This window comes from Metabacillus sp. 22489, assembly GCF_052044855.1.
In the GTDB taxonomy this organism is placed as follows: Bacteria; Bacillota; Bacilli; order Bacillales; family Bacillaceae; genus Metabacillus; species Metabacillus niabensis.
Genome location: NZ_JBQENT010000071.1, coordinates 1 through 15,432 on the forward strand (window position 1 = coordinate 1; position 15,432 = coordinate 15,432).

The 15,432-nt window shown below is 33.5% G+C and carries 17 protein-coding genes, 1 tRNA gene and 1 riboswitch; of the genes, 9 read left to right on the plus strand and 9 right to left on the minus strand.

Translation table 11 applies throughout. From position 1 onward, the window contains the following. Positions 1 to 459: 459 nt before the first annotated feature. Complete coding sequence (locus ACTJJ9_RS24825) at positions 460 to 732, minus strand: hypothetical protein (RefSeq protein WP_145581853.1); 273 nt, start codon at positions 730 to 732, stop codon at positions 460 to 462. A 158-nt stretch (positions 733 to 890) separates the two neighbouring features. Here ACTJJ9_RS24825 and ACTJJ9_RS24830 point away from each other — a divergent pair, with 158 nt between their 5' ends. Beyond that, positions 891 to 1,373: a DUF2798 domain-containing protein gene (locus ACTJJ9_RS24830; RefSeq protein WP_145581851.1), complete on the plus strand. Its 483-nt coding sequence runs from the start codon at positions 891 to 893 to the stop codon at positions 1,371 to 1,373. Positions 1,374 to 1,604: 231 nt separating this feature from the next. Here ACTJJ9_RS24830 and ACTJJ9_RS24835 read toward each other — a convergent pair whose 3' ends face one another. Then, positions 1,605 to 1,889, minus strand: a complete 285-nt coding sequence (locus tag ACTJJ9_RS24835; protein ID WP_145581849.1) for a hypothetical protein — start codon at positions 1,887 to 1,889, stop codon at positions 1,605 to 1,607. A 218-nt stretch (positions 1,890 to 2,107) separates the two neighbouring features. Between ACTJJ9_RS24835 and ACTJJ9_RS24840 the strand changes: the two genes are divergently transcribed. The 3 genes from ACTJJ9_RS24840 (at position 2,108) to ACTJJ9_RS24850 (ending at position 4,853) form a co-directional block, all read left to right on the plus strand. Further along, a complete protein-coding gene (locus ACTJJ9_RS24840) occupies positions 2,108 to 2,371 on the plus strand; it encodes a DUF1450 domain-containing protein (protein ID WP_145581929.1) in 264 nt (87 codons plus the stop codon). 45 nt (positions 2,372 to 2,416) lie between these two features. Then, on the plus strand, positions 2,417 to 3,169 hold the full coding sequence (locus tag ACTJJ9_RS24845; protein WP_145581846.1) for a class I SAM-dependent methyltransferase: 753 nt from the start codon (positions 2,417 to 2,419) through the stop codon (positions 3,167 to 3,169). Positions 3,170 to 3,374: 205 nt separating this feature from the next. Beyond that, entirely contained in the window at positions 3,375 to 4,853 is a 1,479-nt protein-coding gene (locus tag ACTJJ9_RS24850; protein WP_145581844.1) for an aldehyde dehydrogenase family protein, read from the plus strand. 280 nt (positions 4,854 to 5,133) lie between these two features. Here the strand turns inward: ACTJJ9_RS24850 and ACTJJ9_RS24855 are convergent, their stop codons facing one another. The 3 genes from ACTJJ9_RS24855 to ACTJJ9_RS24865 form a co-directional block, all read right to left on the minus strand. Next, positions 5,134 to 5,862: a hypothetical protein gene (locus ACTJJ9_RS24855; RefSeq protein ID WP_145581842.1), complete on the minus strand. Its 729-nt coding sequence runs from the start codon at positions 5,860 to 5,862 to the stop codon at positions 5,134 to 5,136. Between the two features lie 284 nt (positions 5,863 to 6,146). Further along, positions 6,147 to 6,219: transfer RNA gene (locus tag ACTJJ9_RS24860), tRNA-Ala, on the minus strand. An 81-nt stretch (positions 6,220 to 6,300) separates the two neighbouring features. After that, positions 6,301 to 6,831 carry a DUF6241 domain-containing protein gene (locus tag ACTJJ9_RS24865; RefSeq protein ID WP_440768978.1) on the minus strand — a complete coding sequence of 177 codons (531 nt, stop codon included), beginning with the start codon at positions 6,829 to 6,831 and terminating at the stop codon, positions 6,301 to 6,303. Positions 6,832 to 7,012: 181 nt separating this feature from the next. On the opposite strand from ACTJJ9_RS24865, the gene ACTJJ9_RS24870 reads away from it, so the two are divergent. The 4 genes from ACTJJ9_RS24870 to ACTJJ9_RS24885 all read left to right on the plus strand — a co-directional run bounded on the left by ACTJJ9_RS24870 (position 7,013) and on the right by ACTJJ9_RS24885 (position 10,435). Next, the gene (locus ACTJJ9_RS24870) at positions 7,013 to 7,888 is read left to right on the plus strand and encodes an SMP-30/gluconolactonase/LRE family protein (protein WP_440768979.1); all 876 of its coding nucleotides are present in this window, start codon (positions 7,013 to 7,015) and stop codon (positions 7,886 to 7,888) included. Between the two features lie 217 nt (positions 7,889 to 8,105). After that, entirely contained in the window at positions 8,106 to 8,825 is a 720-nt protein-coding gene (locus ACTJJ9_RS24875; protein ID WP_440768980.1) for a sigma-70 family RNA polymerase sigma factor, read from the plus strand. Continuing rightward, on the plus strand, positions 8,826 to 9,446 hold the full coding sequence (gene clpP / locus ACTJJ9_RS24880) for an ATP-dependent Clp endopeptidase proteolytic subunit ClpP (RefSeq protein ID WP_255451877.1): 621 nt from the start codon (positions 8,826 to 8,828) through the stop codon (positions 9,444 to 9,446). 227 nt (positions 9,447 to 9,673) lie between these two features. Next, positions 9,674 to 10,435 carry a hypothetical protein gene (locus ACTJJ9_RS24885; protein ID WP_307190893.1) on the plus strand — a complete coding sequence of 254 codons (762 nt, stop codon included), beginning with the start codon at positions 9,674 to 9,676 and terminating at the stop codon, positions 10,433 to 10,435. Positions 10,436 to 10,505: 70 nt separating this feature from the next. On the opposite strand, the gene ACTJJ9_RS24890 is transcribed toward ACTJJ9_RS24885, so the two are convergent. Next, positions 10,506 to 11,009 carry a DinB family protein gene (locus tag ACTJJ9_RS24890; RefSeq protein ID WP_412965216.1) on the minus strand — a complete coding sequence of 168 codons (504 nt, stop codon included), beginning with the start codon at positions 11,007 to 11,009 and terminating at the stop codon, positions 10,506 to 10,508. Positions 11,010 to 11,182: 173 nt separating this feature from the next. On the opposite strand from ACTJJ9_RS24890, the gene ACTJJ9_RS24895 reads away from it, so the two are divergent. After that, positions 11,183 to 12,085: a DMT family transporter gene (locus ACTJJ9_RS24895; protein ID WP_095302375.1), complete on the plus strand. Its 903-nt coding sequence runs from the start codon at positions 11,183 to 11,185 to the stop codon at positions 12,083 to 12,085. Positions 12,086 to 12,095: 10 nt separating this feature from the next. On the opposite strand, the gene ACTJJ9_RS24900 is transcribed toward ACTJJ9_RS24895, so the two are convergent. The 3 genes from ACTJJ9_RS24900 to thiT form a co-directional block, all read right to left on the minus strand. Then, positions 12,096 to 13,229: a hypothetical protein gene (locus ACTJJ9_RS24900; protein WP_440768981.1), complete on the minus strand. Its 1,134-nt coding sequence runs from the start codon at positions 13,227 to 13,229 to the stop codon at positions 12,096 to 12,098. 176 nt (positions 13,230 to 13,405) lie between these two features. Then, a complete protein-coding gene (locus ACTJJ9_RS24905; RefSeq protein WP_095302377.1) occupies positions 13,406 to 13,594 on the minus strand; it encodes a hypothetical protein in 189 nt (62 codons plus the stop codon). Between the two features lie 128 nt (positions 13,595 to 13,722). Then, on the minus strand, positions 13,723 to 14,289 hold the full coding sequence (thiT, locus tag ACTJJ9_RS24910; protein WP_145585391.1) for an energy-coupled thiamine transporter ThiT: 567 nt from the start codon (positions 14,287 to 14,289) through the stop codon (positions 13,723 to 13,725). A gap of 133 nt (positions 14,290 to 14,422) precedes the next feature. After that, a riboswitch (TPP riboswitch) is annotated at positions 14,423 to 14,533 on the minus strand. Positions 14,534 to 15,432 lie beyond the last annotated feature (899 nt).

Consider the following 15,432-nt stretch of genomic DNA (forward strand, 5'->3'; position numbering starts at 1 on the left):
TCAATTTCCCCACTGAAACCACTCCTTTAGCTTTATACTTATTATTCTATCAAATAAAAAACTGTGTGAGTAAGGAACCGTACGCATTCCTTACTTACACAGTTAATATTACACTCCCTAAATAACAAATATCCAAATTTTTAAAACCCGCTAATCCAAGAGAATAGCGGGTTTATTATTAATTTAAGTGGTCTATTCATAGATTGCTAGCCTATTTATTATGTTATCTACTATTTCGTTTACAAAAAGCACACCATCCATAATGAAGTCAGCACTAGGTTTTATTGTCCTTTCCATTACGGTAAAGGCACTTCTCCCCAACTTGAGATAATTCTCGTACTCATTTCTAATTTCTTCAATTAAATTCACTTTAGAGCGGAAAAATCTCCTTATCAATGCAATATCCAATGGTGTGTCCAAATAAATCGATAGATTAATAAAGTCGTTTAGTTGGGTATTTCAATAAGAAAATGGATAATCTAGAATAATATAATTAAGAGAAGAATTTTGTAATAACTTTTGAATATCTTGTCTAATAGGATTTACATTCCATTCATTGTAATCACCTCCTCTTTTCACCCTTTCAGAAAAGTTAGAAGGTCCTTCCAGATCATATTCATCGAAATATATAGCTTTAGCTTTGTGAAGCCTTTTTGTGAGAGCATGAATAACAGCAGTTTTTCCTCCACCTGATACAGAGGAAATGGATATGACAAATGGTTTTTTTTGCATACAATTCATCGAATCATCTTATTTTTTTATTCGGTCTAAATACATTTTATCAGTACGATAATAGGGCAAAAACAGTAAAAGTTCACAAAATGTTCACTTACGAGGGAGTAATCGTTTCGCTAAAATAATCATCATGTGAAAAAGAAAGGATGATTTTTTTGCCAACAACAAAGAGAGAAAGCTTTTATTTTGGGGCAATGATGTGTTTTGGAATGGTCGTCGTGATGTCAGTCTATAATTTGTATGTAAATGGGTTGATTCATACGATTACAATTAGCGGGTTTCTTATTCAATTTTTAATAGGATTTATCGTAGCGTTTATATTAGATTTATTTATCGTAGGGCCAATTGCGAGGAAAATTGCTTTTTCCTTACCATATGATAAATCAAAGAAGATATTTGTTATTCTTTCGATGTCATTTTGTATGGTATTAGGAATGGTATTCTGGATGTCGCTCTATGGATTAGGAACAGCTTACGTAAGCAACGGCATAAGTACTGATTCGATTGTACAAAGTTATGCAGCAATCTTTATAAAAAACTTTATTGTTGCTCTACCTTTACAATTGCTTATAATGGGTCCGATCGTTCGATTTATTTTTACGAAAATAAAAGGAAATCCTAAAGTGAATGTTGCATAACTTCTTTTTTTAAAGAAGAAGAGAAAAAATTGCAGGACAGATTTTCCGAATGGAAATTATAATATATAGGAAAAAATTAATGTAGGAAAAGGTACGTTAAGACGCATAAAGAAAAAGAGCTTCCATTGGTATAAAAATGTTATCGAAACGAATGGCGAGTGTTTGATACAAGATTAATAGGAAATAAAAGAGAGAAATGATAGGCGTTTCTCTCTTTGTATATGCTATATTTTATTCAAATATATACTCGACATCATCATCTTTTTTAACAACCTTCAGCCGATAATCATCTAAAAACCATGAATCCTGTTGTGTGAAATAAAATGTAATATCTTCAACTACCTGATGTATAGCGATATTATCTTCCTTTCCGATCGAAAGGCCTAAATAATAATCTGGATGTACAGTTGGTATACCACCGTATAGCTTTACAACAAATTGAACATAGTCACCAGGGGTTAAATCCATTTCAGCGATAAACCATTGTGCAGCTTCCTTAGCCACTTCTAATTTCATTGATGCACCTCAATTCTCCATTTTTGTTCGGAACAACTTAATGAATCTCACTTTATTATAGCTTAACATTATGTTGCTCTAAAGTTATCCGCCCTGTTTAGAAATAGTTCATCGTTGATTGCAAAATCGGTTATTTTAAATAATATTTTTAAACCTTATAATATAAAAAGTAACGAATAAAATAGAGACAAAAAAATGGGGGATTAACAGTGAGTTTCATGAAAAAGCTATTTTCAAAACAAACTAAAACGAAAATATCCTTTTGTACAAATAATCTCGATCGTTTTTATTCTGATGCTGATTTTTCGACCTTTAATACATTTCTAAATGATAAGAGAATTGAATATAAGGAATACGAGTGTCAAAGTAAATGTAAGGAATGTAAGGCAGCTCCATATGCTGTTATAGATGGAGAGTTTGTAAGTGCCGATAGTCCTGATGAGTTATTAAAGTCAATGAAATCTATGATTCGGGATAAATAAACATAGATAATATTAAAAAACAATTTTGTGTATGGAGGGAAACGGATGTCAATAAACCGGAATCAATTTACCGGTAAGGCTGAGCTCTATTCTAAGTACCGTCCAGACTATCCTGAGCAGCTAATCATTGACTTAATCGCTGAGCAAAGCCTAAATGAAAAGTCTGTCATAGCAGATATCGGCTCTGGTACAGGGATTTTAACAAAGAAATTATTAGATGCTCATTTGCAGGTCATAGCAGTTGAACCAAACAGAGAGATGAGGGAGATAGCCGGAAATTTGCTTAATGACTATGAACACTTTACTTCTGTGAACGGTACTGCAGAGAACACAACATTGGCTTCAAATAGCATCAATCTCATCACGGTTGCTCAAGCGTTTCATTGGTTTGACCATAAAAAATTTAAAAATGAGTGTAAAAGGATACTAAAATCTGACGGGAAAGTCTGTATTGTTTCTAATATGAGATCAACTGATACAACGATTATTCAGGAAATTATTGAGTTATATCGTAGTTGTTGCCCTAATTTCAAAGGGTTTTCTAATGGGATTAGTGCTACAGCTTTCGAGGAGTTTTTTGCTGACAAGGGGTGTAAGGTGACGAGTTATTCTAATCCGTTACTCTATTATCGCACTGATTTTGTTGGCAGACATTTATCCGCATCCTATGCACCAAAAAAAGGTGAAAAGACATATGAGCTTCTCGTACACGGGCTAAATAACCTATTTGACAAATATAGTGAAGAAGGTCAAATCATGATCCCGAACGCAACAAGAAGCTATTGTGGCTATATCTAAATATTTTATGTCCAAGCAAATCGATTGATCTTTTTGTTGGACAGGACTATTCTATATACATACTAATTATATCAAAAAGTATAAAATGTAATCTGTTAGGGGGAAATAAACTAGGCTCATACGTATTTTTAGAGTAACAATGGTTAAGTCTTCTAAAAAAGTTGCTATAACAACTAATTATCATTTTGGAGGGAGATATTTTATTATGCAGGAAAATCAAATTGTTATTGATGCGATTATTAATGGTGAAAAAGTGAAAACAGAAAAACAAGAGCCACGAGAAAATCCAGCACGTCCAAGTGAAATTGTTGGGTTTGCACCTGTTAATACACGTGAGGATGCAATCCGGGCAATTAATGCTGCTAACGATGCCTTTGCTATTTGGAAAGAAACTTCTATTGAAGATAGAATTGAGCGTATGAAAAAAGCAATTGAAAAAATTAAGGATGCTACTCCAGAAATTTCGAAATTGCTATCAAGAGAACATGGTAAACCATTATATGATGCTGAAGGGGAAATCGGAGTTTCCTTAATGTGGATGGAGTTTGCTTGTAATAATGCGCAAGAGGTACTTTCAAGTGAAATTTTGGAGCATGAAACAGGAAAAACGATTATTGCACATGATCCACTTGGTGTTGTAGCAGCAATTACACCTTGGAACTATCCTTTATCTCTTTCTACAATAAAAATTGCTCCTGCACTATTAGCGGGTAACACAATGGTTTTAAAGCCAAGTCCATTAGCGCCACTTGCAGTCAGCAAGGTAGTTGAATTGATTGCAGAAGAATTTCCTAACGGAGTATTAAATCTTGTTCACGGGGAAGCTGATGTTGGTGTCGAATTAACGTCTAATCCAAACATTGCAAAAATTGCATTTACTGGTGGTACTGGTACAGCAAAGCATATTATGAAGGCAGCTGCAGATACGATTAAAAATATGACACTTGAATTAGGTGGTAATGATGCAGCGATTATTTTAAAGGATTTTGATGTGAACGATGAGCGTGCAATGCGCAGACTTGTTATTTCTAATTTCTTAACAGCTGGTCAAATATGTATGATTGCGAAGCGTGTCTACGTTGATAAGGAAATTTATGATCAGTTTGTAGATAAATATTTAGAAGTTGCAAATAAATGGATTCGTGTTGGTAATCCGTTTAATAAGGATGTAACAATTGGCCCTGTTAATAACTTAAAACAAATGGAATACGTTCAAAGTTTAATAGATGATGCCAAAAGTAAAGGTGCTAAAGTCATTAAATTAGGTAAGGTATTAGATAAGGAAATCTTTAATGAAGGATATTTTATGCAGCCTACAGTTGTTCTTGATGCTGATTATCAAGATAGAATTGTAGTGGAGGAGCAGTTTGGACCAGCTGTACCAATTTTACCTTTCGATAATGACGAACATGCAGTCGAATTAGTGAACGATAGCATTTATGGATTAACAAGCTCAGTTTGGGGAGAAGAAGAACATGCAATTAAAGTTGCCAAACGTATTCAAGCCGGAACAACAATGATTAATACAGCTGCTGTTCAAGGTCTTGATGTCCGCTTCCCATTTGGCGGAGTAAAGCAGTCAGGAATTGGCCGTGAATATGGCAAGGAAGGTCTACTAGCATATACAGACACACATGTGATTAATGTTCCTATAAATGGTGAGCTTCCATATATTCCTGAATAGCTTTATATGATTTTTAATCAAGATAAGGGCGTCTCAAAAGGTATTACCCTAGTGAGATACCCTCTTTTTTGTTTTTTTCACTCTAAAGAATCGAGTAGGAAAAATGAAGATTGGTGAAGATAATGGTTAAGTGTGATTCGATATATTTTTTAAAATAAAAATTTAAACGAGGTGGGTAATAATATAATTACTCAAGTATTTTTATTTCCCTAAGGAAAAAATAGTGTATGTAACATACTTTTTAACGTAATATTTGTTCTAGAATAAGTGTAGATTCATTTTACTTTTTTATTAGCATTTCTATGTCTTCTAGCTTTAACATCAGATTAAAGAGTGAAAAGAGTACCCCGCCTAAACCGCTTACCCATATACATAGCTTAGTCCAAAAGCTTCCCATCACAGAACCTTTAGTAACCATTAAGTATTTCCCATCAGTAGGATCGGCAAAGAATAAAAATATTATTGATATCACAGCTGTAAATAAAATAAAAACAACTGCAAATTTAATGGTAAGTCCGAAACTCTTCGTAAGTGAAAGATAACTATACATTGCTAACCCGATAAGAATCAAGCCAAGATAAATGAACGAGAGTACTGGAACATTTAACTTAATTAAAGCAATTGGATAAGTAGAGAGTAATCCAAAACTAGCTAATAATAAGATAATCAAGATGAGAATTTCTTTTGCTAATGGCTTTGTCCTTTCAAATGCAATAACGCCAATTATACATGTGATCCCGATTACCCAGTATAAGATGGAAATGGTGTTCATCCAAGAATAATAAGGTTCGGCCAATGCGGGTTCAAATTCATACTTATATGAATCTTCGCCAATATGATTCGTTAAAAAGTACCAACCTAATATAAGCATAACTAGAAATCCAACAATTGTTGCGAAAGGATTTGGAGGAGACTCCCTTTTTGCTTCTTTCTTCTTCCTTCTATTCTCGCGTTTTTCTCTTTCCCGCTTTTGCTGAAGAGCTGCTTTCTCTCTTTGTTTATTTTTCATTTTCTTTTTGTCACCTTTTTATATTAAGTAATGTCTGTCTGTACTATAACTGAGAACTAGACTCTTTTCTATGATTATATCAAGAATTTATGGGAGATATAATTAAGGAAAGGTAACTTTTAATTAAGTAGTAGTGGGGATTGTGAACATCCTGATAAATACAGATTATAATTGCATACCAAAATAAATAATACTTCTTTCGCTTACTAATCTTAAATTTCCTACTCTTTAAAATCGTTATTACTTATAAATAAGAAAAAACCCTTGAGATACAAGGGTTTTTATGGAGCATAGGGGGCTCGAACCCCTGACCTCGACACTGCCAGTGTAGCGCTCTCCCAGCTGAGCTAATGCCCCGTAATGAAATGCGATGAGTGCATTTCATAGATATATGAATATTATACAAATTAGATAAAGGCGCTTCAACAATTATTTCTTTTACGTTCCTTCAACATCATAATATTCTTGTATAAATTCCATTTCTTCCTCACGACTAAGAATTCCTGTTGCTCGACCGACATTGCCATTTTGTAGCTCCCAGATGGTGTTATGGTCTTTATCAACTTGAGAAAAGTCATTTTTTGCCCAACGCTCTAATATTTCTAAATAGGTAGTACTATTTTTATAGGTTGATTGGTTTGCTTTAACAACCTCGATTAGGCGGTTGACTCGTTCAGATGTTAACGGGATAAAACCCCATTTTTTATCTGCTTTAACTTTTTGGTGTGACATTCCATGAATGGCGTCACGGATTTTTTCCTCTGACATTTCAAGTGGAAATTCTTCTGCAACAGGTTTAGCATCTGCCTCTTCAATTTCAATGACTTGGCCCTTTTCTTGTTTTTCTACATTAATAGATGCACTTTCCTTTTTTGTTACAGAATCCTTTGAAAGATTTGTAAAAGTGAAGTATAAGACCAGCGCTGCAATAATGATAGAGCAGCTAACAATAATTAATATTTTTTTCATTTCATCCTCCGTTTGCCATATACAAATTATCTATCTGTCTTAGGATTAATGGCATATCTTTTCCATTCGCTAAAAAAGTGTTTATTTCCTTCAAAAAGTTGATGATAAGTTCAAATTTGCAGGGATTATCTTTTAATTGTGGAATTTTAATAAAGACGAAATGAAGGGAAGAGGGGAGTTAATGTCATATCAAGTTGATTTAGTATTAGATGCAAAAGCGACATTAGGAGAAGGTCCACATTGGGAAGAACGTGAACAGCTTTTATATTGGGTTGATATTATAGAAAAAAGACTTCATGTTTATAGTCCTATTACAAGTGATACTCATTTTTACCAATTTAATCATTATATCGGAGCCGCTGTTCCAGGTCAGTTAGGCAATTTTATTGTTGCTTTGCAAAATGGGATTTATACATTTGATTTAGAGTCTGAAGAGCTTTCGTTAATCACTGACCCAGAAGTGAATATGCAATCAAATCGCTTTAACGATGGAAAATGTGACAGCAAAGGTAGATTTTATGTTGGGACAATGGATGTTGATGCAAAGCCTGGCAGTGGTGCGTTTTATCGTTTAGACCGTAATGGGGAAATAAAAAAATTGTTATCAAATGTATCGATTTCAAATGGGCTTGCTTTTAGTCCTGACGAGGCATTTCTTTATCATATTGATACACCAACAGGTGAAATGTCAATCTACAATTATGATGAACAATCAGGGGATATTTCGTTTAAAGAGGTAGGGATAACGATTCCTAAAGAAATGGGATCACCTGATGGAATGACCATTGATCGTGAGGGGATGGTTTGGATTGCCCATTGGGGTGGAGGATGTGTAACACGATGGAATCCTCATACAGGTAAGCAACTTGATGAAATCATTGTTCCTGCTAAAAATGTAACGTCATGTACATTTGGTGGAGAACACTTAGATGAATTGTATATAACAACAGCTCGAATTGGCTTAACAGATGAGGAGTTAGCCTTATATCCGCTTTCTGGAGGCGTTTTTAAGGTGAAACTGGGGATTAGTGGATATCCTGGTTATTCTTATCGGTAAAGACAAGCAGTTTAATGAAATGCTTTAAAGCGAAAGCAGCGGATTTTTAGTAAGTCTGCTGCTTTTTCTATTGTTGCTTTTACAAGTTTGATTTTGGTTACAATTGCTTTAGACTTCATAATATAGAATAAAATAATTAAAAAAACTTTTTATCCCCGTATCTTTTCTTTGCTGTTAACCGTTTATAAAGTAGAGAGTGCTAAAAGGAGTGATTGGAGTGCAAGGAAAGCTTTGTAAGGAATCGATCGATGCTAACGAGTATCACAAAAATTTTTCAGAGGAAAGGCTTCATGAATTATATCCAAAGCTTCGACGATATTGCCTTTTTTTATCGCAAAACAGCTGGGATGGTGAGGACCTTGTTCAAGATGCGTTAATGAAAGCATGGTTGCATTATAACAACAAATCTGAAGTATCTACTTCATTATTAACAAAAATCGCTCATAATGAATGGATTGACAAGGTGCGAAAACGAAGTAAGGAAACATTGGAATCAATTCCTGAACGCGGAGATGAGGGTGTCACCCAAATCGATGACCGTTTTGATTTGATTCAAAGGCTTATCAACACATTAACACCAAAACAAGCTGTGGTGTTTGCTTTAAAAGAAGGTTTTCAATTTCAAATAGGGGAAATAGCTGAGCTTCTCCAGACAACTGAGACCTCTGTAAAGGCTGCGATTTATCGAGCAAAAAAACGAATGGAAAACGAAGAGCAAACTGATAACCATCAGCTAATTGAACATTATTGGGAAAATGATGAGCGGAAGCAGATTGAACAAATACTTCATCGTGCCTTTAAGAATCAGGATCCATCTATTTTAATTAAGTCGATTCCTTTCATTCGTTGTTTAAGAAAGGATACAATAGCTACTTGTACAATTCAAAAATCACGCATGAGCCAACTCTCCTCAAGCACTTTCCTTATGGCTGCATAAATTGTTGCATGCGCTTTTTATGTAAGCAAATTAAAGGAGGCAAAGAAAATGACTATGCCGTATGTCATTGAACAATCAGGTAGAGGGGAACGTTCCTACGATATTTATTCAAGGCTTCTAAAGGACCGAATCATTATGATCGGTTCTGAAATAAATGATGATGTAGCAAATAGTGTTGTTGCACAACTATTATTTTTAGCAGCAGATGATCCCGATAAGGATATCTCTCTTTACATTAATAGTCCAGGAGGTTCAACTTCTGCTGGTTTTGCAATTTTTGATACGATGCAATATATTAAGCCAGATATAAGAACGATTTGTACAGGGATGGCTGCATCCTTTGGTGCAATGCTTTTGCTTGCAGGAACAAAAGGGAAAAGGCTTGCTCTCCCTAATAGTGAAATTATGATACATCAACCGCTAGGAGGTACTAGGGGGCAAGCAACGGAAATTGAAATTTCTGCTAAACGAATTCTTAAACTCCGTGATCATATTAATCAAATTATTTCGGAACGTACAGGTCAACCCGTCGAAAAGATTGCTAAGGATACAGACCGGGACTATTTTATGAGTGCTGATGAGGCTAAGGAATATGGGATCATTGATGAAGTGATAAAATAAATAGGCTCTTTTGATGAAACACCCTTTAGATAAGACAATTTTTGTGATTCATCATGTTATGACAGCGTAATGCTGTCTTTTTTCTTTTCATTACATAAATATTTACGATTTATTCATAATTTGTTCATAAATTATGGAAAATATAGTAGAGGCAGCCTTGATAAATCTACTGGAGGTGTATGGTTTCTTTACTTTGACGCTGCAAAATATAATCAGGAGGAAATGGTATGAAAAAACTTGTTACATATGCAGTCTTGTTATCTATTTTTGCTTTGGGGAGCATCCAAGCAAATCCCGTATTTGCAGAAGAAAATGAGAAGGTTTTTGAAGGGAGGGAGCATCATGGTAATCTTGAAGACCATTTAGAATATCTCCAAAAGAAAGCAAAGGAACTAGGTATTGAAACCGAGGGAAAAGATGTGAAACAGCTTGCAAAGGAGGTTCGTGAAGCTCATCTAAAGAAGCATGCGGAGGAGCTTGGGATTCGTGTTGAAGGAAAAGGTTTAGAGGAATTAGCTAAAGAAATAAGGGAAACGAGAATCCTCCAAAAAGCAGAAGAATTTGGTATTGATACCGATGGAAAAGATCTTGAAGAAATTTCGAATGAAGTTAGAAAAACGATTTTAATAAAAAAAGCAGAAGAATTAAAGATAGAGACTAAGGGGAAGGATATCGAAACCTTAGCAAAAGAAATCCGGGAAACAATGCTTAAAAATGATGCAGATGAGCTTGGAATTGATACTAAAGGGAAAACAGAAAAAGAATTAATGATGGAGGTGTTTGAGAAAAAACTTCTTCAATCAGCAGAAATTCTTGGTATTGATGCGAAAAACAAAACTCCTCATGAAATTATGGAGGAGATTCGGACAAATTATGAAGAGGAAGCAAAGGAGCAAAAGCTTTTCCCGTTTGATGAAGAAAGACATTTTTATTTTAAAGGACATAAAGAGCGTATGAAAGAAATGCCTTCTGATAACTTAAAAAATTAACATATAGGGGCAATCTCAAAATTTTCAATGACTGTTTTGAGATTGCCCTTTCTTATTAAGATAAACCTTTTTAAACGCTTTCCTTAGCGACACTTGCTTTAATTTCATCTAATTGAGCAAGATGTCTTTTTTCGTGATATCCAATAAACTCAATCCATTGTATGAGTGAGAGTTCATCAAATGCGGGATGCTTATATCCTAACCTTGTTAAATCTACAGTAGGTGGAATTGATTCAATAACCTGTATGAGTTCCTTTCGTGATTGAGAGAGTGAAGTCAGTAATTTATGTTTCGATAAATCAGATGTTGATGGGGATAACGTTGTTGGTGCAGTAATTTTTCTTGTTCGGTCAAGAGTTAGTGCTAATGGTTTATCTTTAAGAGGTTCTTGTTCCGGTAATGTTAGTATGTATTTTATGACCTTAGTGATCTCGATTTCAGTTTTGTGTAAATGATCGAGCACTTGTCCAATACTCCATCGTTGTTCTGACTCTTTTTTGTTAAATAGATGTTCAGGAATTGTGTCGATTAAGGTTAAAAGTTCCTTCCTCGTTGCTTCAAGCTGGAAAATCATCCATTTCCCCCCTTTTTTCATTCGAGTATATTATACAATTTATATTTTTAATCCAATATAGAATTTTTTAGACATTTTTCGCAATCGCTCTTTCATTATTCGTGGTAGAATGAGATGGATTTGTTTTGATTATTAATGACGTAATATTTTATAGAAGGGATTATTAGGTATAGATGAATACAACACGTTTTTTCGCATACGCAGCTTTATTTATCGGTGTCCTATCAGTTTCAACATCTGCTATATTTGTTAAGTTAACTTCAGCTCCTCCTGCAGTTATTGCTTTTTATCGCCTATTTTTCTCAACTTTGCTTTTGTTACCTTTCTTTTTAACAAAAAGTCTTGATGAAATTAGGAAAATGTCAATAAGAGATTGGTTGCTATCTGTCGTATCTGGGATTTTACTAGCGTTTCACTTTATTTTATGGTTTGAATCATTGCGCTTTACTTCTGTTGCGAGTTCAGTAGTTCTTGTTACGTTACAGCCTTTATTCGCGTTTATCGGCACTTATTTTTTCTTTAAAGAAAGAGTTTCACTAGTTGCTATCGGAAGTGCTATATTATCAATCCTAGGTAGTGTCGTTATCAGCTGGGGAGACTTTCATATAAGCGGATTGGCGTTATTTGGAGATTTCTTAGCATTGGCTGCATGTGGTCTTATTACGGCATATTTACTTGTAGGACAAGAAATTAGACAACGGCATACGCTCACTTTGTATACTTTTATCGTATACGGTTTAAGCTCACTTACACTCTTATTATATTGCTTATTATTGGATTATCCGCTAGCACCATATCCTATGGAAGATTGGTATTATTTTTGTTTATTAGCACTCATCCCTACATTGTTAGGTCATTCATTATTTAATTGGTCATTAAAATGGGTTAGTACGAATACGATTTCGATGATGATTTTACTTGAACCTGTAGGATCGATCATACTTGCCTATTATTTTCTCGACGAGATATTAATTAATACACAAGTAATCGGAGGCGGAATTATCATCGTCGGCATCATTTTCTTTTTACTTGAAAAACAAATTTTATCGGTGATGAGTAAGAAAGTGAAAGAATAAAAGTTAGCTTTTATTCTTTCATTTCAATTTTTTCTTCACTTTCATTAAGCAAATAAATTGTTTGAAGATCATCGATGCTTATCCCTGTTGCTTTTGCAAAACCTTTATTAAAGTCATTTACCTTAGCTGTTTCTTCGATAATTTCCTTTATAATTGTTTCTCCATATGTATCAACAATGTAACGTATTGCGTAATAGCTTTGCAGATACACATCATAATTATCAAGCCTAAATTTTTCCCATTCTTTATGTGTGACTAGATTCTCAAAGGAAGTATCTTTAAATGGATAGTAGCGATGCTTAACATCATACATCCCGATATATTCAGCAACTCCTTCATGAAACCACAGTGGAATTCGATAAACGAAAAGCCCCTGTTCTTTAATAAAGGCTTGTAAACGATAATGGGTATATTCATGCATAATCGTACTTTGGAAATAAAACGAACCAGGCATCCGATCGGTGGTAATTTCATCTAAATCTGTTATCGCAATCCCTACAATATCATTCGGATCGTCGAAATATCCCATTGTTTTAATTAATGATGTTTCCTTATAAAGTTCATCAGACGAGGCATGGATGATAAAATCAATCTCGTTATCCTTGACAGCTCCTAATAAGCCTGATGTTAAGTAATCAGCTTTATCGATTGCTCTTTCGATAATTGGTAAAAGCTCTTTCTCGTGAGGTTTGTAATAAATAGTGAAGTTTTGATATTGATGAGTTAATTTATTCTCTTTCATCCTTTGATAATTGATAGAATTAGAAGGTTCCTTTTGAAAAGGTAAGGTATAAAAGTCAATTTTTTCCTCTAAGGATAAATCCTTACCCAATTCCGTTGTGATCATTAAGTTAATAGAAAAAAAATAGAAGGATACAAAGATGTATGCTAATGACAAATATGATAATAAAACAAGTTGATTTGTCCTGATAAATAGTGGTAATCGCGTAACCTTATTGTCTTTTACGAATTCATATATACAAAAGGAAAAACTCCCTAATGCGCTCAGACACATGAAAATACTTACGAAAAAGCCGAACTGAACATCTATAAGTAAAAAAAGCGTCATTAATAAGAAGAAAGTAAGTATAAGTGCAAGCGTGAATAAAATTAAGTGTTTGCATATTGTTTTGACAATTTTCAAAGCAACCTCCTAAAGAATTTTTCTTTTTACATACTTATGAGGATACTAAGAAAAAAATCATGATAATTTATATTTAATCAAAATAAAAAACGCTGTGCAGTAGCACAACGCTTATTTGAAATAATGTACTTATATTAAGAAAGGATACTTTCATGTTCATCCTATTGATTAATCATTTATAGCTGCTGGGAAAACGTAGATGATAAAATGGCAAATGCAAATCCAAGAGGGACGCTTAATATAAGGGAAAGCCCATGAACAGGTCCTTCTTCATTACTGATACGTATCGCTTCCTTGTAACCGTAAGAAAAATGAACTAATGAGAGAAAAAGTGTAAGTAGCATTAATATAAATGTCATATTCATCATTTATCCTCCATTTTTAAGCAATCTATTCTTTCTATTAATAGATGCTAGCAGTTCTAGTAATATGATTACTTTTTAAAATTAATAGAGAAATAAAAAACCTTGGCCATAAGACCAAGGTAAAAACGTTATTTTCTTGTTACGAGTCTCGGTGCTGTTAATAGAATTAGACAGCAGATAATTGCGGAGACAATAAGAGTTGGAATCATGTAGGTTGCATTATAACCTAGTGAATATAAAACTACAGGCATTCCATCAGGAGCATATTCTGCAAAAAAGATAGCCCCGCCAATTACATGGACGATATATCTTAGGAAATTTCCGATGAATGCAGCTAAAATGATAAGAAAAATCATTCGATTGCGATTTCCTAGAGATTGTTGAATTTGTTTAAATAAAATACCGCTAAAACCAACTACAGTAAATGCTAAATAATAATCTAGAAATGCTTGGAATGGATGATACACACTTGGATTACCGATTGCAACTTGTAAAAAGCCAAATATTAGTCCTGTTAACAGACCGCCGCTTAGTCCTCTACGAAATGCCATAATAAAAACGGGTATCATTCCTAAGGAAACAGTCCCACCTTGAGGCATTTTGAAGAAAATACCAGAAGCTAAATCCAACAAAAATGCTAAAGCAGCCATCATTGCCACTTCAATTAAAAATAATAAACGTTGATTCACTTGCAAATTTAAAAACCTCTCTTCTTGCACAATAAACCAAAACCTATTAGTAATAAGAATCCAGAATCCATATGTCATTGCTTAATGTAAAACAAAAAGCAATGTATGGAATATGAACGATGGTTCCAAACATTGCTTTTATTATGACCATCCACATCCCTACGCTAGTACTAACTAACAGGTTCGAAGGGTTAGAATAACATAAAAAGAGCTTATTCAATCTCAGCCAGTGGCTCCCCTTGTGGTTTGTATGCTTATTTATTTTGATTTTAACTATACATCATTCTATTTAACCCAACAAGTGTTTTATTTTAAAGAATTTTAAGAGAATGATGAAACGAATTTATTGCTAACTTATAGTAAAAGGTCATTAGTGGATGATAGGACAACTGAGTAGGAATAAATTCTAATTGTAGATGAAACATTTAATTAAAACTTAAGAATTTATCGAAAGTTAGAAAGAGAGAAGGGATTTTAATAGTGTAACTTGATTAGACCTTTAGTGGAATAGATTTGATTCAACTAGATGATTTAGACAAACAATTAAAGGTATCAATTTAATAGAAATAAAAGTTTCCTTAAAATAAGGAACTTTTGACAATTAATATGATGCAATTCAGTAAAGTGTGAATCACGATCAGTTATCATACGATTATATATGGAAATATTACATCATCACCCTAGTATTCATTTCTTTAATAAATGTTAAAATTATAGAAAACAACTGAGTAAAATGAATTCGATTACTTTTAATAGATGAACTTAAAGGATACATTAACTATGTTTGTTGCCGTTTTATTTTGATAAATAATATAGTATGAAAAGAGATTCTTCTTTATTTAATATTGTTTTAAAAAAGAAATTTAAAATTTTATATAAAATTACTTGCTATTAATTAATTATCATGATATATTATTATTCGTCGCTGATAAGGCGAATTTAAAAACACCTTTTAAAAAATAAAATAAAGTGTTGACAAACATTTTGTTGGGTGTTATATTTAGAAAGTCGCTTCTGAAAAGAAGTTGCAAAATGAATGTTCTTTGAAAACTAAACAAAACCAAGCGTGCCAACGTTAATTTCGATTAACAACAAATCGTACTATTAAGTACACAATGAGCAAGTCAAACACTTTATTGGAGAGTTTGA

Bases quoted from the DNA above. Each gene is read 5' to 3' on its own strand.
- ACTJJ9_RS24825 (WP_145581853.1), bottom strand. From the start codon at position 732: ATGCAAAAAAAACCATTTGTCATATCCATTTCCTCTGTATCAGGTGGA.
- ACTJJ9_RS24835 (WP_145581849.1), bottom strand. From the start codon at position 1,889: ATGAAATTAGAAGTGGCTAAGGAAGCTGCACAATGGTTTATCGCTGAA.
- ACTJJ9_RS24840 (WP_145581929.1), top strand. From the start codon at position 2,108: ATGAAAAAGCTATTTTCAAAACAAACTAAAACGAAAATATCCTTTTGT.
- ACTJJ9_RS24845 (WP_145581846.1), top strand. From the start codon at position 2,417: ATGTCAATAAACCGGAATCAATTTACCGGTAAGGCTGAGCTCTATTCT.
- ACTJJ9_RS24850 (WP_145581844.1), top strand. From the start codon at position 3,375: ATGCAGGAAAATCAAATTGTTATTGATGCGATTATTAATGGTGAAAAA.
- ACTJJ9_RS24855 (WP_145581842.1), bottom strand. From the start codon at position 5,862: ATGAAAAATAAACAAAGAGAGAAAGCAGCTCTTCAGCAAAAGCGGGAA.
- ACTJJ9_RS24865 (WP_440768978.1), bottom strand. From the start codon at position 6,831: ATGAAAAAAATATTAATTATTGTTAGCTGCTCTATCATTATTGCAGCG.
- ACTJJ9_RS24870 (WP_440768979.1), top strand. From the start codon at position 7,013: ATGTCATATCAAGTTGATTTAGTATTAGATGCAAAAGCGACATTAGGA.
- ACTJJ9_RS24885 (WP_307190893.1), top strand. From the start codon at position 9,674: ATGAAAAAACTTGTTACATATGCAGTCTTGTTATCTATTTTTGCTTTG.
- ACTJJ9_RS24890 (WP_412965216.1), bottom strand. From the start codon at position 11,009: ATGATTTTCCAGCTTGAAGCAACGAGGAAGGAACTTTTAACCTTAATC.
- ACTJJ9_RS24895 (WP_095302375.1), top strand. From the start codon at position 11,183: ATGAATACAACACGTTTTTTCGCATACGCAGCTTTATTTATCGGTGTC.
- ACTJJ9_RS24905 (WP_095302377.1), bottom strand. From the start codon at position 13,594: ATGAATATGACATTTATATTAATGCTACTTACACTTTTTCTCTCATTA.